General features: G+C 40.4%; 15 protein-coding genes. 6 read left to right on the top strand and 9 right to left on the bottom strand.

Going from position 1 to position 20,588, the window contains the following annotated elements; translation table 11 throughout:
- Positions 1–32: 32 nt before the first annotated feature.
- The 3 genes from VCASEI_RS03370 to VCASEI_RS03360 all read left to right on the top strand — a co-directional run bounded on the left by VCASEI_RS03370 (position 33) and on the right by VCASEI_RS03360 (position 2,266).
- Complete coding sequence (locus VCASEI_RS03370; RefSeq protein ID WP_086961558.1) at positions 33–1,748, top strand: proline--tRNA ligase; 1,716 nt, start codon at positions 33–35, stop codon at positions 1,746–1,748.
- A gap of 103 nt (positions 1,749–1,851) precedes the next feature.
- Positions 1,852–2,055 carry a YaeP family protein gene (locus tag VCASEI_RS03365; RefSeq protein WP_086961560.1) on the top strand — a complete coding sequence of 68 codons (204 nt, stop codon included), beginning with the start codon at positions 1,852–1,854 and terminating at the stop codon, positions 2,053–2,055.
- 22 nt (positions 2,056–2,077) lie between these two features.
- On the top strand, positions 2,078–2,266 hold the full coding sequence (locus tag VCASEI_RS03360) for a DUF4250 domain-containing protein (RefSeq protein ID WP_086961562.1): 189 nt from the start codon (positions 2,078–2,080) through the stop codon (positions 2,264–2,266).
- Between the two features lie 156 nt (positions 2,267–2,422).
- On the opposite strand, the gene VCASEI_RS03355 is transcribed toward VCASEI_RS03360, so the two are convergent.
- Entirely contained in the window at positions 2,423–3,418 is a 996-nt protein-coding gene (locus VCASEI_RS03355; RefSeq protein ID WP_086961564.1) for a DUF2860 family protein, read from the bottom strand.
- A gap of 331 nt (positions 3,419–3,749) precedes the next feature.
- On the opposite strand from VCASEI_RS03355, the gene VCASEI_RS03350 reads away from it, so the two are divergent.
- Positions 3,750–6,293, top strand: coding sequence for an Ig-like domain-containing protein (locus tag VCASEI_RS03350; RefSeq protein ID WP_086961566.1), 2,544 nt, complete (start codon positions 3,750–3,752; stop codon positions 6,291–6,293).
- A gap of 61 nt (positions 6,294–6,354) precedes the next feature.
- Here VCASEI_RS03350 and VCASEI_RS03345 read toward each other — a convergent pair whose 3' ends face one another.
- From VCASEI_RS03345 to VCASEI_RS03330, 4 genes are all read right to left on the bottom strand, one after another.
- Positions 6,355–7,614, bottom strand: a complete 1,260-nt coding sequence (locus VCASEI_RS03345; protein ID WP_086961568.1) for a hypothetical protein — start codon at positions 7,612–7,614, stop codon at positions 6,355–6,357.
- 90 nt (positions 7,615–7,704) lie between these two features.
- Entirely contained in the window at positions 7,705–8,838 is a 1,134-nt protein-coding gene (locus tag VCASEI_RS03340; protein ID WP_086961570.1) for a helix-turn-helix transcriptional regulator, read from the bottom strand.
- Positions 8,839–8,919: 81 nt separating this feature from the next.
- A complete protein-coding gene (locus VCASEI_RS03335) occupies positions 8,920–9,672 on the bottom strand; it encodes a DUF2884 family protein (RefSeq protein WP_086961572.1) in 753 nt (250 codons plus the stop codon).
- Positions 9,673–9,867: 195 nt separating this feature from the next.
- Positions 9,868–10,356 (bottom strand): GreA/GreB family elongation factor, encoded by a 489-nt coding sequence (locus VCASEI_RS03330; protein ID WP_226983338.1) that lies wholly within the window; start codon positions 10,354–10,356, stop codon positions 9,868–9,870.
- 150 nt (positions 10,357–10,506) lie between these two features.
- On the opposite strand from VCASEI_RS03330, the gene VCASEI_RS03325 reads away from it, so the two are divergent.
- Complete coding sequence (locus VCASEI_RS03325) at positions 10,507–12,468, top strand: RecQ family ATP-dependent DNA helicase (RefSeq protein WP_086961574.1); 1,962 nt, start codon at positions 10,507–10,509, stop codon at positions 12,466–12,468.
- Positions 12,469–12,602: 134 nt separating this feature from the next.
- On the opposite strand, the gene VCASEI_RS03320 is transcribed toward VCASEI_RS03325, so the two are convergent.
- From VCASEI_RS03320 to purL, 3 genes are all read right to left on the bottom strand, one after another.
- Positions 12,603–12,830: a DUF3622 domain-containing protein gene (locus VCASEI_RS03320; protein ID WP_086961575.1), complete on the bottom strand. Its 228-nt coding sequence runs from the start codon at positions 12,828–12,830 to the stop codon at positions 12,603–12,605.
- 122 nt (positions 12,831–12,952) lie between these two features.
- Entirely contained in the window at positions 12,953–13,552 is a 600-nt protein-coding gene (locus VCASEI_RS03315) for a YceI family protein (protein ID WP_162621012.1), read from the bottom strand.
- Between the two features lie 211 nt (positions 13,553–13,763).
- Positions 13,764–17,675 (bottom strand): phosphoribosylformylglycinamidine synthase, encoded by a 3,912-nt coding sequence (purL, locus tag VCASEI_RS03310; RefSeq protein ID WP_086961715.1) that lies wholly within the window; start codon positions 17,673–17,675, stop codon positions 13,764–13,766.
- A 343-nt stretch (positions 17,676–18,018) separates the two neighbouring features.
- On the opposite strand from purL, the gene mltF reads away from it, so the two are divergent.
- Complete coding sequence (gene mltF / locus VCASEI_RS03305; protein ID WP_086961578.1) at positions 18,019–19,518, top strand: membrane-bound lytic murein transglycosylase MltF; 1,500 nt, start codon at positions 18,019–18,021, stop codon at positions 19,516–19,518.
- Between the two features lie 518 nt (positions 19,519–20,036).
- Here the strand turns inward: mltF and tadA are convergent.
- Positions 20,037–20,552 (bottom strand): tRNA adenosine(34) deaminase TadA, encoded by a 516-nt coding sequence (tadA, locus tag VCASEI_RS03300; protein WP_374701000.1) that lies wholly within the window; start codon positions 20,550–20,552, stop codon positions 20,037–20,039.
- Positions 20,553–20,588 lie beyond the last annotated feature (36 nt).

The following is a 20,588-nucleotide window of genomic DNA, read 5'->3' as shown; positions in this document are numbered from 1 at the left end:
TAACATATTAAATTAAACAAGCGGGTACAAAAATGCGCACCAGCAAATACCTTCTTTCGACATTGAAAGAAACTCCAAACGATGCAGAAGTGATCAGCCACCAGCTGATGCTACGTGCAGGTATGATCCGTAAACTGGCTTCAGGTCTATACACTTGGCTTCCGACTGGTCTACGTGTGCTGCGTAAAGTTGAAAACATCGTTCGTCAAGAAATCGACAATGCAGGTGCTGTGGAAACCTTAATGCCCGTTGTTCAACCTTTTGAATTATGGGAAGAAACCGGTCGTTCTGAAAAGATGGGTCCTGAATTACTTCGTTTTACAGATAGACATTCTCGCCCATTCGTTCTGAGCCCAACAGCCGAAGAAGTGGTGACTAGCCTTGTGCGTAACGAAGTCAGCTCGTACAAACAACTTCCATTAAACTTGTACCAAATCCAAACCAAGTTCCGCGACGAGCGTCGTCCTCGCTTTGGTGTGATGCGCTCACGTGAATTTAGCATGATGGATGCCTATAGCTTTGACATTGACAAAGATGGCTTACAACAATCATACGATGCGATGCACGATGCATATTGCAAAGCATTCGATCGTATGGGGTTAGATTACCGTCCAGTACTTGCAGATAGCGGTGCTATCGGTGGCAACGGCTCTCAAGAATTCCACGTATTAGCCGAAAGCGGCGAAGATTTGATCGTATTCTCAACCGAATCAGACTACGCGGCGAACATCGAAAAAGCGGAAGCTTTAGCACCAAAAGAAACAGCCGATGCTCCAACCCAAGAAATGACGTTAGTGGATACGCCGGATGCGAAAACCATTGCAGAGTTGGTTGAGCAACATGGTCTATCCATCGAGAAAACCGTCAAAACACTATTTGTTAAAGCTTCAGATGAAGTCGATGAGCCTATCGTGGCATTAATTATCCGTGGCGATCACGAGCTGAACGAAATCAAAGCCGAAAACTTACCACAAGTTGCAGCGCCTCTTGAAATGGCAAGTGAAGAAGAAATTCGTCAGTTAATCGGTGCAGGTCCTGGCTCACTAGGCCCTGTTGGCCTTGAATTGCCATTCATCGTTGATCGCAGCGTCGCAGTCATGAGTGATTTTGGCGCAGGTGCTAACATCGATGGCAAGCACTACTTCGGTATTAACTGGAGCCGCGATGTTGAGTTAGGTCAAGTTGAAGATTTACGTAACGTAGTCGAAGGTGACCCTAGCCCATGTGGTAAAGGTACACTGATGCTAAAACGCGGAATAGAAGTTGGTCATATCTTCCAACTCGGTAAAAACTACTCAGAAAAAATGAATTGTGGAGTGCTTGGCCCTGACGGCAAAAATGTCATTTTAGAAATGGGTTGTTACGGTATCGGTGTAACACGTGTTGTCGCGGCAGCTATTGAGCAAAACCACGATGACTCAGGCATTATTTGGCCAGACGCGCTTGCACCATTCCAAGTGGCCATCGTTCCAATGAATATGCAAAAGTCGCCACGCGTACAAGAAGCCGCAGAGAAGCTTTATTCTGAACTGACCTCAATGGGCATTGAAGTATTATTCGATGACCGTAAAGAGCGCCCAGGTGTAATGTTTAAAGACATTGAGCTTATCGGTATTCCTCATACTATTGTGATCGGCGATCGCAGTATCGATGAAGGTAACTACGAATACAAAAACCGTCGTGACGGTGAAAAAGTATCGATAGCAATTAGCGGTGTGATTGAGCACTTGACCGCTCAAATGAAATAAAAAATCAAAAAAGCGAGCTTAGGTTCGCTTTTTTATTACTGAATAATATCCAAGATAATTGAAGTGACAGTTTTATATTAGAAATGGAAAAGTGAAAAGCATAATGAAAGTCTACGACTGTTGTGATTTAGTCCGTGAGCTGTACGCTCAAATTGGCAGTGGTGACCAAGGCTATATTCCACAAGCCATCACTTGCGCAGTAAAAACCTTTAATGATATTGCCGCTGATGAAAAACTACCAAAAGAAACCCGCGAGCGAGCTGCCTTTGCCGCAGCCAATCTTTTAATCTCAGACTTTGAAGATTAAATAGTCATAAGGATAAAGTACGATGGATTTAGTAAACTTTGAAAAAATGGATCCGATCATGCTAATGAGCATTGTCAACATGAAGTTGCGCGATGAATACGGTGATTTAGATAACTTAGTCAAAGCCTTTGATATAGATAAACAAATCTTACTTGAAAAGCTTGCCAATGCTGGGTTTGATTACTTACCTGAAGTGAAGCAATTTCGATAATCTTCACATAAGTAAACCGTCTAATCGCAAGAATAAACGCGTTATGTCAATTACCCTAATATAAGTTGCACAGTTCAATTCAATTCAACTCAACTATGCAACTTTGTTTTTAATTAGCCCCCATCCCCCACGAATCAAGCTAATGGTAATCACATCTTAAAACGAATAACTCACACCGGTCGATAGCAGCACACTTTCATCAATATAAAAATCTAAATTTGAAGCGTTATAACTATAACCGGCCCCTAGTGCCAATCCCATACCTTTCACCCCAAAAGCATTTTTATAAACATAGGTTGAAAATAACCCAATAAAATTATCTTCACGGGAAGACAGGAAAAGTGGGTGTATGCCATCAAAATTAGAATATTTATATTTTACGCTAAGAGTAAAAGTCGAACGTTTAAACTGTTTTAAAAAAGCCAATTGAGCAGTATAAGTGTCAGAAGACATCGCATCACCATCCAAGTTTTGACGCAAATATGATGCAGAACTGCGTAAAAATAAGCTTTCTGAAAGTGGGTCGAGATGGGATAGTTCGGTATAGTAAATATCACCATTTCTATTTAATTGCTCTTGTATTTCTGGTGAATATTGGCTGCCACTGGTTTCCGTATCTAACTCTTTTTGACCAATAGACACCTCAAGACCAAAGTGTGTGTCTAAAATATCGTTATATTGAAAACGAAATCCATGAATTTTTTGGTCTGTTTCTTGTCTTTTTTCTCCGACAAGAAATGGATCTTCCCATGTCGTTGCAGGCACAACACCTGGTATGTACGATACCCCTAAGATACCAATATCATCAATGTATTGTTTGTATCCCACTTCTACATGAGGGCGTCCTAAAGCAATATCGGCATTATTGGTTCCGAGTAGAATTCGTTGGTTTCCGTTAGAAAAAGTATAACTGAGATTACTTGCTGCAATGGGAAAGAAAAAGGTATCTGTCTTTTTTTTACCTTTTTCATTAATAGAATAAATGGTGTCATTACCCGAGTTTTCTTGAGAGTTTGACTCAACGGCCCCTACAAGAAATGTCGCATTGCCAGAAAAACCAGGCTGCCACTTTCCTTTTAGCACTTCTTCAGATTGAGCCATACTCGACAGTAAACCCATGCTTCCTAGCAATCCGATTTTTATTATTCTCATTGTTTATCCATTCATCCTTGTCAATGTTAATAATGTAACGCTTAACTCTAGCACTGACTATAAGAAATACCATCAAGACGACCGTCTATAGAAACATTGTAGACATTCGCTTCTTTCCTTAATCTTTTCTTTATTAAATAAAGTGACAATCATCCAAAAAAAATGCAAACAATCAGATGTGAAATAACTGCAAGGTGATATGACTCGTAACTAAAACTCCTCTAACAAAAACAAAACAAATAAAGACAACTCTATCAACTATTTACTTAATAAAAATTTGTAGATTAATAAACAGCTATTTTTGCATGTAATACTCTAGAGGGAGATAAATATGAAACGGACCTTACTCTACAGTGCCGTCACAACAGCCTTGTTGTTAAGCCAACAGGTTTTAGCACAAGATTGTAGCACTTTACCTATCTGGCAACCTGAACAATCCTATAATGGTGGTTCACAGGTACAACAAAATGACTCTGCTTATCAAGCACAGTGGTGGACACAAGGAAACTCACCTGTCGATTATTCTGGGCCATGGCAAGAATGGAAAAACCTTGGTCAATGTGATGCAACCAATGGTAATCAAGCACCAACACTCACCATTGTTTCCCCTTTAAATCAGGCTCAAATAACCGAAGGTTCAACCATTACATTAAAGGCAGATGCCAGTGATCCTGATGGTAGCGTTGATTATGTGGAATTTTTTGCCAATAACACATCTCTAGGGAAAGTCATCACATCACCTTACCAATTGGATTGGATAGCAACCATTGGGACAGATACTATCACCATGGTCGCCAGTGATGATCAGGGTAAAACCACCACTAACTCGGTTTTGATAAGCACACAAACTACGAGTACCAACATTGCGCCAAGTGTTAGTTTAACAAGCCCAAGTCCACAAGATACCATTCAACCAAATGATAATATCACCCTAATCGCAAGCGCTTCTGATAGCGATGGCTATGTTGCTCAAGTCGACTTTTATGTGGACAACCAATTAATTGCAACCGACACCAGTGAGCCTTTTGAGCATCAATGGGTAGCCACTTCTGGTGAGCATACACTCAAAGCAACAGCCACCGATGACAAAGATGCAACCGCATCAAGTAATAACGTCACCATTCAAGTGGATACACCTGCAACAGGCGGGTGCGCAGAGTTAGTAACCTATTCAGCCGGAACGGCATACAATTCAGGCCAACTGGTTCAAAAGGATAACCAAAAATACCGTTGTGATGTCGCAGGTTGGTGCTCTTCCGATGCAGCTTGGTCATATGCACCTGGGACTGGTCAATATTGGCAAGATGCTTGGACTGGATTAGGGTTATGCACAACACCACCGAGCGTGACATTAACGAATCCACAAGATGGAAGTGTGGTATTAGCGGGAAGCGACATTAATGTTTCTGCCGATGCTTTAGATTCCGATGGAACAATTATTAATGTAGAGTTTTTTGTTAATAATGCTAGCTTAGGTGTTGATACACAAGAACCTTATAGTGTCTTATGGACCGCCTCTACCATTGGTTCAAACCTGATTAAAGCCATTGCAACTGACAATGAAAACAATCAAGTCGAATCACTAGCTCAAGTCACCGTTAGCGATCAACCTGTCGTGACTCAATTAACATCACCCAGTTCTGGTGGGTCTTTTGGGTTAGGTAAAAATATTAAACTTGTGGCTGAAGCAATGAGTGTGACAGGAACCATCACCAGTGTGGATTTCCTTGTCAATGGTGTCGTCATAGCAAGTGATACAACTGCTCCTTACACAGCCAATTGGACACCATCAGCCATTGGTGCGTATACAGTATCAAGTTCGGCTACCGATACCCAAGGCAATAAGTCGAACTCTGATTCTGCTTCTGTCAATGTCATAGAAAAGAGTTCGAAAACACATAAACTGATCGGTTACTGGCATAACTTTGTCAATCCAGCCGGCTGCCCAATGCCATTATCAGAAATGTCTGATGACTGGGATATCATTGATATCGCTTTTGCCGATAACGATCCAAACAGCACAGGTACCGTGCACTTTAATTTATTCCAATCAGACATACATAGCAGTTGCCCAGCTATCGATCCTGTGAAGTTCAAACAAGATATGCGTGATTTACAAGCCAAAGGTAAAGTCTTTGTATTATCTTTAGGCGGCGCGGAAGGTACGATAACCCTAAATACCGATCTCGATGAGCAACACTTCATCTCAAGCTTAACTGAGCTAATTAATCAATGGGGATTCGATGGCTTAGATATTGATTTAGAAAGCGGTTCTGGATTAGTCCATGGCTCACAAATTCAAGCTCGTTTGGGCAGAGCCTTGCTACAAATAGAGCAAAACATTGGCGGAGATCTATACCTTACGATGGCACCAGAACACCCTTATGTGCAAGGTGGTATGGTCGCTTATTCGGGAATCTGGGGCGCTTATATACCAATTATTGATCAAGTTCGCAGTACTTTAGATCTCTTACATGTTCAGTTGTATAACAATGCGGGGCTACCTAATCCATATACACCTGGAGCTGCGCCAGAAGGTTCTGTGGATATGATGGTTGCTTCCGCCAAGATGTTGGTCGAAGGTTTTGATCTCGCCGATGGCTCTCACTTTGCGCCACTTCGTGACGATCAAGTTGCCTTTGGTTTACCATCAGGCCCACAATCAGCAAATTCAGGTCAAGCTCCAATACAAAATATAACCAATGCGTTAGATTGTGTGACCTATGGAACCTATTGTGAAACAGTGATACCAAGTAAGCTTTATACAAACTTTGGTGGCGTAATGACGTGGTCAATTAACTGGGATAAATACGATGGATTCAATTTTTCCAAGCCGATTGGCGAAAAATTAACAGAAATGAATAATATTCAATAAACCTTTAAGATAAAAAGTGCCAACTAATCATGTTAGTTGGCACTTTTCGTTTCAATCTTATTTACAGTTTTCGAGTAAATTCAACACTAACCGTCCCTTCTTCTGAATCGTTACTCTCTAAAATGATCGTGAGTGTTTGACCATCCTCACTGATTGTCGACGATGTAATGGTAGATAGGTTTCCTTCATCCGACATTAACGATCCACCTGATGTATCAATAAGTGGAGCACTTAACGCTAGCAATCCTGAATCAAAAGTGTACGTTCCAGCTTCAATACCAATATCACCGTCTTCACCTTCTGCCGCTTCACTATCAACTATTTGAGCTAAATAGTAATAACCATCAGGCATAAAATTAAAGCTTACACCTCCATCTTCAGCAAACCAACTCCCCATCAATGGTTCAGTCAATGATGCTTTCACTAATTTAAGAGTTTCTGTTTCTTCTTCGTCTATAACCGTGATCATTAATGTTTCGCCATTTACCGATACATCAGTAAAAGTAGTACCAGGATCACTTAAGCCTATTCCACCATTGGTATCAACTTCAATCGTTGAGGTTAAGTTTCCATTCGAAATATTAAATTCACCGTATTCTATACCGTTATCTTCAAAGTATTCTGGATCAACATCATAACTAACACTCAGATACGAACCATTAGCGTAGAATATGATTACCTCCCCAAATCCATCACTATGTTCAGAAAGATCATACATACCAGCATAGTCAGCGTATGCGGTTGAGCTTTCTTTAATGTCATCTAACGTTTTTTGAAAGTGAGTTTTTGCAGCTTCGACGCTAACGAGATCTTGTATTGGGGTATCTTGCCCAGCATTAGAAATCACGCCAACAACCGCATCGGATACAGCAAATTCCTCTACAGGTAAGTCAAAATTGACCACAGTGGCAGAGGCTTTAGCCATTTCAGTAATGGTAATTCCATTGCTAGGATCACCATCTTTATCCAAACTGATCAGCAAACGAATCATATTGATAACTTTATTGCTATTAATATCTTCCGTATTCGCGATTTCAAGGGGCGTAATCGTTCCGCCCGCTTTCACTGAAGGAAAAACCAAATCGCCAATGGAAAAGGTGACATTTTCTCCTTCAGTATAGTTAAACTCACCCTTTTCATTTGTGATTCCTTGCTGGCTAGCCGTCGTATAATCAACACCACCAACAGCAGCATCTACAAATACCCCCGTCGATAGCTCGCTACTACTCGCGGTTTTAGCAGCATCATCGTCATCACTACCACAAGCGGTAAGCAATAAACCGCACGCGATCAATGCCCCATACTTCCCAAATATTTTCATACCATACCTTCCTTTGTTTTGTCATGGAAATGTCAACCTCAAAGAAAGGATAGTTGATAAAAAAACCATTACAGCCCCCCAAATGGGGGGTTAAATAGGAAAAACAGGAAACTTTAAAAGCGTGCTAACCAGCTCCGCTTGAGTATTCGCCCCCACTTTAGAATAAATCGATTTTATATAATCTTTAACCGTATGAATTGATCGGTTTAGCTCTTGTGCAATGTCCTCTCGTCGTATCCCTAAAAGCATAAGATCACAAATAGCCACTTCAATTTTGGTTAAATTAAAAATGAGTGCAATCGTATCCAAATTCACTACAGCTGAGCTTTCCCTATCATAAAAATAGACAATCGCTCCTGATAGATGAGCACCTCGATGGTGCTTTACGGGCATGACTAATAAAGTTAAGGGGTAATGATCCGAATCAAGAGAAATAATAGACCGATCGTCTTCTCCAGGCTTAGCGATACTTGCTCTTAATACCGCTGTCTTCAGTTGGTTCGTTCTGGCTGTCGAATTTAATTTTAAATCTGATGAGGTTAACTCAATATTATCGTAGAGCTCAAGTAAGCCTTTTGCCGATTCGTTGGCATATAACACATCGCCATTTTTATGGAATAAAATAGAAGGATGATGAATGAAATCTAAAATGGAATAATCATATTCAGAGTAAACAGCAGATTTCAGGTGAAAGTATAAATTGAGGGCTTGCTTAATATGCGAGACCAAAAAATTTAAAGCCGCAATATCTTTTTGAGTAAATACGCCGACGTCTTTTTGCCGATGTGCATGAAAAAAAACACGACAATGTTCTAATTTAAAGACACAACCTGCAATGTCAATAAAATCATGGCTATCAAACCAGTCATGAATCGGTTTATAGCGATAATTATCAAAATCATCAGGGTAACGCCCTTGATGTAACATCCAACCATAAAAATGCTCAACGGGTTGCTTTAGCATAAAATGGCCAAAATAATTCAAATCCAACAAATTAAGTCCTACCCCCTCTAGAATCGCATTAGAGGTAGGGCCAGAAATCCAGACACTTTTTAATTCAATGGCATCAGGCTGGTTACTTTCCACATGTAAAATCGCATCGGAAAGGTCGAAAGCTTCCACAAGAGAGTCTAAAAAAGGTTGGAAGTAATCAGTACGAGTTGGAGATAAATAAAGATTGGTTATCAATTGGTCGAAAAGTTTAAAATCATATTGATATTCCATGACTCACCTCATTCACTAATATTAATTTACAATATAGTCAATGAGGCAAGAATATCGCTACTGGTATGCCATATTTTTAATTTAAATCACAAACACTTCATACCCTTTGAGCTCAGGTATTTGCTGGTGTAAAGCTTTCTCATCTACCGCTAAGCCTTTTAGATCGGTACAATAATCATTGGCTTCTTTTTGTAATTCTGAGGATTGATTTTTCAAACGATTTTCAACTTTCGCTTTTAAATCAATTAGCTGATTTTGCAATTCACTTAAGTTAACACTACCGTCGGCCTTCATTTTGTCAGAAAGCACTGTAAAGGCACTAGAGAAAAATTCGCCATTAAATCGTTGCATCGCTGCTGAAGAATCTGTTTTCCAATTGGTAATCGCTTGACTTACCGCATCTTTTTTCAATACCCATTCACCATTTTGGTAATAACGAGACTCTATATCTGAATAAAAATCACCAATAGCCTGTTTCACATTATCGAACGCAGCCTGGTTCTTAAACGTGGCACTGACATCATCAATCACTTCATTTGCCAGCTTTACACCATCATCCGCGATTTGTTTCGCTCTAGGCACATAAGTACTGACTTTTTCTCGGTAATTTTTCACCTCTTGTTGTTGAATTTGGTTAAGATCAACCTTTTCACCATTAATAAAAACTTGGTTATTTTGATCGATCACCACTTTGGGTTGGCCATCTTGATAAACCGAAATCGATTCATTTTTCAGGTGCATTTCATTATCGATACGAATATCACATTGGGGTGTTTGGGCACACACCGATAAAGAAGTCAAAGCTAAGGTTGTTGCTAACAATGTTCGTTTCATAAAAATAACCTAATTCAAGATGAGTAAAGACTCAATTATTATCATTCTATACTCAAAGTATTGATGTTGCAGTGAAACGGCAGGTGAACATGTCCAACAACACCGTCGATTCAAATAAAAAGAATGCTTTTACCAAACATTAGCAAGAACTATGATTTATGCGTCAGCAATAAGTGAAATAATTCACCTTTGTTATTACAGTAATGTAACAATCTCATATATTTTCTTATTTTCAGCGATATTCATTTCAAATTCATCCCCCACTCTATTTTTCATCAACGCCTTACCCAATGGTGATTCAGGGGTAACAAGTTGAATTAATATGCCATCAAAATGAAAACGCAGCCCTCCAGCAACTGGACTAATATAGAACCATTTATCAACACCGATTTCATCAATGACGTTAATTAATGCGCCGATGGTACACAAATCTGTGCCTAGAAATGCTTTCACTGGTGAAGATTTAAAACTATGAATATCAGCAGCACATTGTTGCAAACGCTGAGCTTGACCATGCGCCAAATAAGCGGCCTCTAAACTCAAGGTATCGTATTTATGCTCAGGTACGTTTTCTTGGTCTGTCGCAGTATCAATAGCCGTTTGAGTCGCCGATGCTGCCACAGCATGGCGCTGCGTTAATTCATGAGTGATTTGTTGATGTAACGCCATTTTATTGATAGACATCAGATCTTCTTTTTGTGTTAATTAACTCGCCAAATACACAAGTCACATAGTGATATAGTAATTGAAGCGTCGGCTTTAAGTACGAAGGGTATATCATGTGAAAATAAAGTAACATAATACGTCATTCTGATAGAGAAACGGAAATACTCAATGAATCACATTCAGCAAACATTGAAAGAATACTTCGGCTTTGATGATTTACGTCACGGTCAGCAACAAGTCATTGAGACCATTTTATCGGGCCAGTCTGCGGCCGCAATATTCCCTACAGGATCGGGAAAATCATTGTGTTATCAACTCCCTGCTATCATATTACCTCATCTCACGTTGGTCATATCACCTCTTCTTGCATTGATGAAAGACCAACTTGATTTTTTACATAGTAAAGGCATTGCAGCTGCGTCGGTTGATTCAAGCCAAGATAAACAAACCAGCAACACAATCATGCAACAAGTTCGTAGTGGCGAAATCAAAGTACTCATGATTTCAGTAGAACGATTGAAAAATGAACGCTTTCGTCAATTTATCTCACAAATACCGATCTCAATGCTTGTAGTCGATGAAGCACACTGTATTTCCGAATGGGGACATAACTTTCGTCCCGATTATTTAAAACTGCCTTTCTATTGCCAAAGCTTGAATATTCCACAAGTATTATTATTAACCGCGACGGCAACACCAGCGGTTATTGAAGACATGAGCCAAAAGTTTAACATCGATAAATCTAATATTACGGTAACAGGATTTTATCGTCCTAATCTTGATTTAAGTGTTCTACCTTGTGAGGAAGAAGATAAACCACAAGCCTTAGTGGATTTGCTTTGTACTCAAGCTGAATTACCAACCATTGTTTATGTCACGTTGCAACACACTGCCGAACAAGTAGCACAATATTTACAACGACACGGAATGAATGCGTTGGCCTATCACGCAGGGTTAGACTCAGAATTACGACAAAGCATTCAACAACAATTCATGTCCGGCAATGTACCTTGTATTGTTGCTACTATCGCTTTTGGAATGGGCATAGATAAGTCTGATATCCGTCGAGTAGTGCATTTTGATCTCCCCAAATCAATAGAGAATTATTCACAAGAGATTGGTCGAGCAGGGCGTGATGGTCAGCAATCCTATTGTACCGTTTTAGCCAATACTTCCGGAATTAACGTGCTTGAGAACTTTGTATATGGTGATACGCCCGATCCTCAATCTATCCATTTTGTTCTTGAATCTATTTATGATGATCAAACCTCATCAGGTCAATGGGAGGTAATGCTTACACGATTATCTCGGGATTCCAATATCCGGCAATTACCGCTTAAAACCCTATTAGTCTATTTAGAACTCAAACAGGTCATTCAAGCAAAATATAGCTACTACGCCGATTACCGATTCAAACATATTGTTAGTGAGATCGATATCCTTGCTCGCTTTCCAGAAGATGAAAAAAATTCCGAACGTCGTCAATTCATTCAGGCTATTTTCAGTTGTTCAAAAGTGGCAAGAACTTGGCGCAGTGTTGATTTTGATGCTCTATGGATGGGTTATCAAGCAGGACGAAGCCGTGTCGTTGCTGCGCTCGATTATTTTCATGAACAAGGACTTATTGAGCTAGAAAGTAAACAAATAACCGATGTCTATCAAGTCATCGGTAATCAGCTCGATCATAATACACTCGCAGAAGATCTCAGTACGTTATTCAAGCAAAAAGAACATGGTGATCTAAACCGAATACAAACTCTTATTAATTTATTTGAAAGCCCGTCGTGCCTAAGCTCAAAGCTTGCAGCTTATTTTTTAGATCATGATGTTCCAAATGCTTGTGGACATTGCAGCGTATGCCGAAATCAAATCGCAGCATTACCCAAACCTTACCTTGATGAAGTTCCATTAGTACAGGTCGAATACTGGGTCACACCTTATAAAACCGCTTTTTTAAATAGTGAAAGATCACCATCGTGGACGATAACATCAGAAGCTATTACTCGGTTTTTATGTGGTATTGCCACACCTTTAAGCGCTCAATTAAAAGCCAATAAAATGGAAGGATATGGAAAATTAGAGCAATACCCTTTTGCTCAAGTGCAAAAATGGGTTAAACAATTACCTTAATTATTCCACTATCAGAAAAGAAAAAAGAAAAAAGAAAAAAAAACGGTCACCTCAAAGGTGACCGTTTTATTTCCGCTTAAAGCACTTATTTTTAAAAACACAAAAATAAAGTGTTCAAATTACGATGTCGTCAATTATTCTTCGTTTTTACGCTTGCTCGCTGACTTACGTTTATTACGCTCAGTCTGAATTTTTTGAAATTCAACAAGCTCTTTTTCAGCCCACTCTTTTGCTTCAGCTTCAGTCGTAAAGCCTAACTGACGCTTTGATACAATAGTACGACGTGAAGTGATTTGACGAATAATCTCTGCTGCCCAACCATTACGTTTTTCGACTAGTTGGAAATCGTATTTTTTACTCATTTGTTGTTACCTACCCGGCCCCATGGTGAAACATTCGCTCTGGCGCAAGGGTTAAATTAGGAGCGCATTAGAGCATAAATAAACAAAGAAAGATGCAAATATTGTTCACATCGAATCATCCTTTATTCCGGTTTAAATACAAACTGAGCATTGACGGGAATACCCATTGCAATAGCATTGAGGTTTGCAACCTCTTGGAGCGCCTTCACACCACCATCTAGGTCGAATTTATTAGCGTATACAACAACAGACTCTATGGTTGTGACTTGCAAACCACCGTCCGCTAATGCAACAACAGACACTGGTGCCGTAATCCTCTGTACATTGTCATGTAAAGCCAGCTCAAAATCGACAGGCATCACCATTGATTCCCCCACCTTCAGTGCTTTCAATGGTTCAATATTGAGTTTTGCACTTAAGTTGGCTTCTGGGTAATTCGCAACCTGAAAGAGCATATCTCTTATTCTCTGATCACGAATTTTAATATTGGTATCCACACTGGCTAAATCAATATCAGCCGTCACTTGGCCATTATCATCGACAAAACCTGATAATTTTTTAAATTGATGAACCTCTGTCACTGCACTATTTTTTACCGTGACGAAATTCAAGGTCGATCGTTGATTGTCTAATTTCCATCCGGCTAATGCAGTTTGAGGCAATACCAATGCGACACTGATAATAAATACGGATATTAAGGATTTTTTAAATTGTACTTTCATAGCAACCATCCATATGACTGGGAATAATCTATAACGTGATTAAAACACGTCGCCTATCCCTTTAGTGTATGAATAAATGAGCTTATGTAAGTATGAGGAATGTTAAAACTTGATTATTTATTAACAAATATTCAATGATAAATCCTTTTAATATTTAATAAAAACGGCCACAGAAGTGACCGTTTGTCATTTTTAAAGCCGCTGAAATATCTTAACCAATATGCTTACGCGCGTTACGGAACATACGCATCCACGGGCTATCTTCAGACCAATCTTCAGGATGCCATGAGTTCGCTACCGTGCGAAATACTCGCTCAGGGTGCGGCATCATAATGGTAACGCGGCCATCGTCAGTGGTTAAACCAGTAATCGCGTTTGGAGAACCATTCGGGTTATTTGGATATTGTTGAGTTGGATTACCCATATTATCCACATAACGTAGCGCCACCGTGCCTGAGTTTTCAATCGATTGAAGATGTTCATTACCACGCACTTCGACACGGCCTTCGCCATGAGAAACCGCGATTGGCATACGAGACCCTGCCATTTCACTAAAGAATACAGAATCTGATTTTTGCACTTCTACTAAGCTAAAGCGTGCTTCAAAACGCTCTGACTCATTGCGCACGAAACGAGGCCATAAATCCGCACCGGGAATAAGATCACGCAAGTTAGATAACATCTGACAGCCATTGCATACACCAAGTGAGAACGTATCTTGACGTTCGAAGAAGCCAGAAAATTGGTCACGAGCATTATCATTAAACAGTACTGATTTAGCCCAACCTTCGCCCGCGCCGAGCACATCTCCGTAAGAGAAACCACCACACGCTACAAGTCCTTGATAGTCTTCTAATACTGCTTGGCCTGTTAAAATGTCACTCATGTGAATATCGGTAGTGGCAAAACCGGCACGGTCAAACGCTGCCGCCATTTCAACATGAGAGTTAACACCCTGCTCACGCAAAATCGCCATCTTAGGTTTTTTACCCGTATTAATCATCGACGCAGAAATGGCTGGCGCTGCCACATCTTCATTAATATCAAACGTTAACTTAACATTCAAACCAGGGTCACTATTATCGGCTTTAGCTGCATGTTCTTGCTCTGCACACGCAGGGTTATCACGCATGGTCTGCATTTTATTGGTGGTTTCTGCCCAAATCATGCGTAGCTCGGTACGGTTACGTTCCACTACAACGGTCTCACCGTCAGTGATCACAATGCTATCTGATGCTTCAACCGAACCAATAACATGAGAGCATGTCATTAAACCATGTTCAGCCAGTACCGATTGAACCATTTCGACATCATCAGCTTGAACTTGAATGACCGCGCCCAATTCTTCATTAAATAAAGCGGCTAAAGAGTCCGAACCTAAACTAGCAATATCAGCTTTCACACCACAATGACCAGCAAATGCCATTTCAGATAATGTAACAAACAAACCACCATCCCCTTTATCGTGGTAAGCCAATAATTTGTTGCTTGCCACTAAGGTTTGTATCGCATTGTAGAAACCTTTCAGCTGCTCGGCATTATCCACATCAGCAGGTTTATCACCTAACTGCTTATACACTTGGGCTAGCGCTGTTGCCCCCATACGATTTTTGCCGTTACCTAAATCAATGAGAATAAGATTGGTATCCCCTTTATTAAGTTTTAATTCCGGCGTGATGGTTTTACGCACGTCGTCAACGCGAGCAAAGGCAGTGATAACTAATGATAATGGCGAGGTCACTTCACGATCTTCGCCATCTTGTTGCCATTTGGTTTTCATCGACATTGAGTCTTTACCGACCGGAATGGTTAAACCAAGCGCTGGGCAGAGTTCTTCACCGACCGCTTTTACCGCCTCATAAAGCCCCGCATCTTCACCAGGGTGGCCAGCAGGAGACATCCAGTTAGCCGAGAGTTTAATGTGTTTAATATCACCAATATTAGTCGCGGCAATATTGGTAATGGCTTCACCTACCGCTAAACGCGCTGATGCACCAAAATCAAGTAATGCTACTGGCGTACGCTCGCCCAACGACATTGCTTCACCGTGGTAAGTATCGTAACTTGCCGCTGTAACGGCGCAGTTTGCTACAGGAATCTGCCAAGGGCCGACCATTTGATCTCGCGCTACAAGACCTGTAACAGAACGATCACCAATGGTAATGAGGAACGTTTTTTCAGCTACTGTTGGAAGGCGCAATACACGATCGACGGCTTCATTTAATTCAATGCAACTGCGATCAATCGCTGGGTTATTCGCTTTTAATGTTTTTGCATCACGATGCATTTTAGGCGTGTTACCTAACAAAACATCCATCGGCATATCAATTGGCGTATTATCAAAATATGAATCTTCCAGTTTCAATTCACGTTCTTCAGTCGCAATACCAACAACCGCGTACGGTGCACGTTCACGCTTACAGATCGCATCAAACGTTGCCATATTTTCAGGCGCAACTGCCATTACATAACGCTCTTGAGATTCATTACACCAAATCTCTAACGGACTCATTCCCGGCTCATCATTAGGCACATCACGCAATTGGAAGATACCACCACGCTCACCATCATCAACAAGCTCTGGTAATGCATTCGAAATACCGCCTGCGCCCACATCGTGGATAAAGGCGATTGGATTATCATCCCCAAGCTGCCAACAACGGTCGATCACTTCTTGGCAACGTCGTTCCATCTCTGGGTTTTCACGTTGTACCGAAGCAAAATCAAGATCTTCAGCCGATTGACCAGATGCCATTGATGATGCTGCGCCGCCACCTAAACCGATGTTCATCGCTGGGCCACCAAGCACAATTAAGCTGGCTCCAACTGGGATTTCTTTTTTCTGCACATGTTTATCACGGATATTACCCAATCCACCAGCGAGCATGATTGGTTTGTGGTAACCACGAATTTCTTCGCCGTTATGAGAATTGACCTTTTCTTCGTAAGTACGAAAATAACCCAATAGATTTGGACGGCCAAATTCATTGTTAAATGCGGCTCCGCCAAGTGGACCTTCAAGCATAATATCCAATGCCGTAACGATACGACTTGGTTTGCCAAAATCAGTTTCCCAAGGTTGAACAAAGTTTGGAATTTTAAGATTCGATACTGAAAAACCGACTAAACCCGCTTTAGGTTTGCCACCAATGCCAGTTGCGCCTTCATCACGAATCTCACCACCTGAACCAGTAGAAGCCCCCGGCCAAGGAGAAATAGCCGTTGGATGGTTATGCGTTTCTACTTTCATCAAGATATGTGCTAATTCTTGCGTGTAACCATATTGACGTGTTTTGGGATCAGGGAAGAAACGTCCAACGGTAGAGCCAACCATAACCGCAGCGTTATCTTTATAAGCCGATAAAACGTGATCTGGTGTGACTTCCATGGTGTTTTTGATCATCTTGAATAAAGATTTTTCTTGTTCCACACCATCAATGGTCCAAGCTGCGTTAAAGATTTTATGGCGGCAATGCTCTGAGTTCGCCTGAGCAAACATCATCAATTCAATATCAGTCGGGTTACGGCCTAATTTTTCGGTAAAACTTTCAACTAAGTAACCAATTTCATCATCTGCCAAAGCAAGTCCAAGCGTAACATTCGCCTCTTCAAGCGCAGCGCGACCACCAGTTAATAAATCCACTTCTGAAACCGGTGCAGGTTGCGCGACTTTAAACAAAGCTACAGCTTGTTCAAAATCAGAAAAAACCACTTCCATCATTCGATCATGCAAAAGAGCTTTAACTTCTAATAATTGCAGTTCAGACAATTCAACCGAGGATTCCACATAATAAGCCGTACCACGTTCAAGGCGCTTTACTTTAGTCAAGCCGCAGTTATGGGCAATATCAGTCGCTTTTGATGCCCATGGAGAGATAGTGCCAGGGCGAGGAGTCGTCAACAGCAGTTGACCTTTAGGTTCATGATCTTCGATGGTTGGACCATACGTAAGTAGTTTTTCTAACTTTTCAACTTCTTGAGCATCAAGCTCAGTCGTTAGATCTGCAAAATGTGCAAACTCAGCATAAATACCAGATACAGGTAGGTTTAACTCACGACAAAGCTCTAAAAGCTTGTTGACACGAAATTCGGATAAAGCGGGTGAACCACGCAAAATTCTCATGTACTTAGGTCTCTTTGGCTGTTTGTTTATAAAAAAGAAAAGTGATATTGAAATGACATTCAGATAATTCAATGAATATTCTGGGTACCATTTCAATTTCACCTTATCCTTTTGCGGCACATTATAAAGTAAATCCGTGACCGAAGTAACACCCAAAGCAACCGTTTGCGCAATTTTTTGCTTAAATACTTTTTTCTCATTCAATCAAGGTTTAAATTCAAGTACATGACTATACTATCTTTGCTTGAAACGTTTACATTCTTCATTTTATTCCCCACTAACTTTGCTGATATGTTCACCATTTGGTATAAAGTAGCCTTCGATATCTATATGAGACTACCTTTTGATTAACTTTTCCTCTCATTATTACTTTAAACGCATTCTTTTCATGCTACTTGTTCTTATGGGAATTACAGCATGTCAACCAAACAATGAGTCTAAAACTGACTTGGAAAAAATCCAAGAACGCGGCGTATTGCGAGTAGGGACATTAAATAATCAGCTGTCTTATTTTATTGGCCCTGATGGTCCCACAGGGCTTGAATATGAGTTGGCCAAGCGTTTTGCTGATGAATTAGGCGTTAAATTAGAAATAAAACCTGCCTATCATTTAACAGGGTTACTGCCTGCGCTTGATAACAATGAAGTTGATGTGGTTGCGGCTGGCCTAAGCCATACACCGGAACGCCTCAATAAATATAGCCCAGGTCCTTCTTATTATTATGTTAGCCAACAGGTAATTTATAAGAAAGGATCTTGGCGACCAAGGAACCTACAACAACTCATCGATAAGCAAGGTAAGTTAACCGTAGTCGAAGATTCTCAATTTGAATATACCTTGAAAGAAATAGCTAAGACCCACCCTAATTTAACGTGGAAAACCACGAAGGTTTCAGATTCAGCGGATTTATTAAAAGCCGTATCAGAAGGAAATATTGACTTCACAATGGTCGACTCAGTCACGCTTTCAGTCAACCAACGCTTGCACCCTAACCTTGCTTTGGCTTTTGAAGTCACAGAAGACCAACCCATTTCATGGTTTATTCGTAAAAATGATGACGATGCGCTTTATGCTTTAATGCTTGAATTTTTTGGTAATCTCAATCAATCAGGCCAATTAGCAAGCCTAGAAGAAAAATATTTTGGTCATATTCAAAGTTTTGATTATGTCGATACGCGAGCTTTTATTCGCTCATTAGACAGTAAACTGCCGAGATACAAGAAACTATTTCAAAAGCATTCAAAAGAATTCGATTGGCGTTTAATAGCAGCTTTGTCATACCAAGAGTCCCATTGGAACCCTCGCGCCAAATCACCAACCGGTGTACGAGGCATGATGATGCTCACTCGTTCTACCGCTAAAATGATGGGGGTAGAGAATCGTTTAGATCCAAATGAATCAATACGTGGTGGTGTCGATTACTTAAGAAAAATCATAAAGCGTATTCCAGATTCAATTCCTGAACACGAGAAAATTTGGTTTGCCCTTGCATCCTATAACGTCGGTTACGGACATATGATGGATGCTAGACGCATCACTCGAATAGAGAAAGGGAATCCTGATTCTTGGGCTGAGGTAAAAGAAAGATTACCAAAATTAAGGTTACCTAGCTTTTATCGGTATACCTATTATGGTTTTGCTCGAGGTGATGAAGCTAAAAATTATGTGGAAAATATTCGCCGTTATTATCAGACAATAATAGGGTACGAGTCTCAAACTCAAAAAATAACAAAAGATAATTACCCCGATAGTGACTTTCAAATTATCAAAGCAAATGAGACACAAGCTATCAGTAATGCTGTTGCCAATAATGAAGAAAGCGAAACCTCACTGCCGAACTAACATTATATTGGTAAGAAAAATTAAAATATACACCAGCATATAATAATAAATTCATGCTGAGTGTATAAAATAGAAGGTGCGTCTCTTTATCGATTCTCACCTTTTTTAGCGGGGTAATAAACCACTCAATAAGAAGAAATACCATTAGCTGTAAAAAACAAACTATGCTAAAACTGTCATCGACATGTCATAAACAACAGCTACAAAGGCTAACTAACGAATAAAACAATCATAGATAAATAAGGAGACATAAGAATGTTCTCTAAGAAAAAAAACACCAATAAATTTTTGCACCGTAAATCTAGCTCCACACGAAGAAAGCGCATGCTAGCGAATAATAAAAAGCAGGTACTATGGCGTCATCGAAGTTATGTTTTTTGGAATGAGTTTCCCGCTTAATATTTAAAGTCTCCACCGCAAACGTCTAACCAATCGGCAAGCTTTATCCATTATTACAAGTTTGCCGGTAATAATATCCACGTTAATACCGGGATTCCCCAACCCCTCTATCACTCTATTCAATTGCTATTATTGACTTTTTTAGCCTTAATCTCTTTACGACGACGCTTAAAAAAAGCTTGTAGTTGATGACGACATTCTTCTTCTAATAAACCGCCTTCTACCTGTGCGTAATGATAAGAAGCTTGGCTTTCAAATAGATTCAAAACCGTTCCAGCCGCACCAGCTTTTAAGTCATAAGCACCAAAAACAATACGACCTACTCGGCTATGCAATAATGCACCAGCACACATAGGACAAGGCTCTAAGGTGACATACAGGGTGGTATCTAGCAGGCGATAGTTTTGTAATGTTTGGCCCGCTTGGCGCAGGGTAACAATTTCCGCATGCGCGGTGGCATCATGCTCACTAATCGAAGCATTCCACCCTTCGGCAATGATCTTGCCCTCTTTGACTAATACCGCGCCCACAGGCACTTCACCATGCTCTTCCGCGATATCAGCCAATTCGATCGCTTTACGCATAAATTCTTTATCTTGTTCAGTAAAATTAGAGGGGGTTATTTCAAGCACAATCGACTCTCTTTTAGGGTAGAGCCTAGATTATACGTG

The organism is Vibrio casei (genome assembly GCF_002218025.2).
In the GTDB taxonomy this organism is placed as follows: Bacteria; Pseudomonadota; Gammaproteobacteria; order Enterobacterales; family Vibrionaceae; genus Vibrio; species Vibrio casei.
The sequence above is the reverse complement of the archived record's forward strand: the minus strand, read 5'-3'. Positions and strand labels throughout refer to the sequence as shown.

Excerpts from the sequence above, each read along its gene's own strand:
- VCASEI_RS03340 (WP_086961570.1), bottom strand. The coding sequence starts at position 8,838 with ATGGAATATCAATATGATTTTAAACTTTTCGACCAATTGATAACCAAT.
- VCASEI_RS03345 (WP_086961568.1), bottom strand. The coding sequence starts at position 7,614 with ATGAAAATATTTGGGAAGTATGGGGCATTGATCGCGTGCGGTTTATTG.
- purL (WP_086961715.1), bottom strand. The coding sequence starts at position 17,675 with ATGAGAATTTTGCGTGGTTCACCCGCTTTATCCGAATTTCGTGTCAAC.
- VCASEI_RS03370 (WP_086961558.1), top strand. The coding sequence starts at position 33 with ATGCGCACCAGCAAATACCTTCTTTCGACATTGAAAGAAACTCCAAAC.
- VCASEI_RS03360 (WP_086961562.1), top strand. The coding sequence starts at position 2,078 with ATGGATTTAGTAAACTTTGAAAAAATGGATCCGATCATGCTAATGAGC.
- VCASEI_RS03320 (WP_086961575.1), bottom strand. The coding sequence starts at position 12,830 with ATGAGTAAAAAATACGATTTCCAACTAGTCGAAAAACGTAATGGTTGG.
- VCASEI_RS03335 (WP_086961572.1), bottom strand. The coding sequence starts at position 9,672 with ATGAAACGAACATTGTTAGCAACAACCTTAGCTTTGACTTCTTTATCG.
- VCASEI_RS03325 (WP_086961574.1), top strand. The coding sequence starts at position 10,507 with ATGAATCACATTCAGCAAACATTGAAAGAATACTTCGGCTTTGATGAT.
- VCASEI_RS03330 (WP_226983338.1), bottom strand. The coding sequence starts at position 10,356 with ATGTCTATCAATAAAATGGCGTTACATCAACAAATCACTCATGAATTA.
- VCASEI_RS03365 (WP_086961560.1), top strand. The coding sequence starts at position 1,852 with ATGAAAGTCTACGACTGTTGTGATTTAGTCCGTGAGCTGTACGCTCAA.
- VCASEI_RS03350 (WP_086961566.1), top strand. The coding sequence starts at position 3,750 with ATGAAACGGACCTTACTCTACAGTGCCGTCACAACAGCCTTGTTGTTA.
- VCASEI_RS03315 (WP_162621012.1), bottom strand. The coding sequence starts at position 13,552 with ATGAAAGTACAATTTAAAAAATCCTTAATATCCGTATTTATTATCAGT.
- VCASEI_RS03355 (WP_086961564.1), bottom strand. The coding sequence starts at position 3,418 with ATGAGAATAATAAAAATCGGATTGCTAGGAAGCATGGGTTTACTGTCG.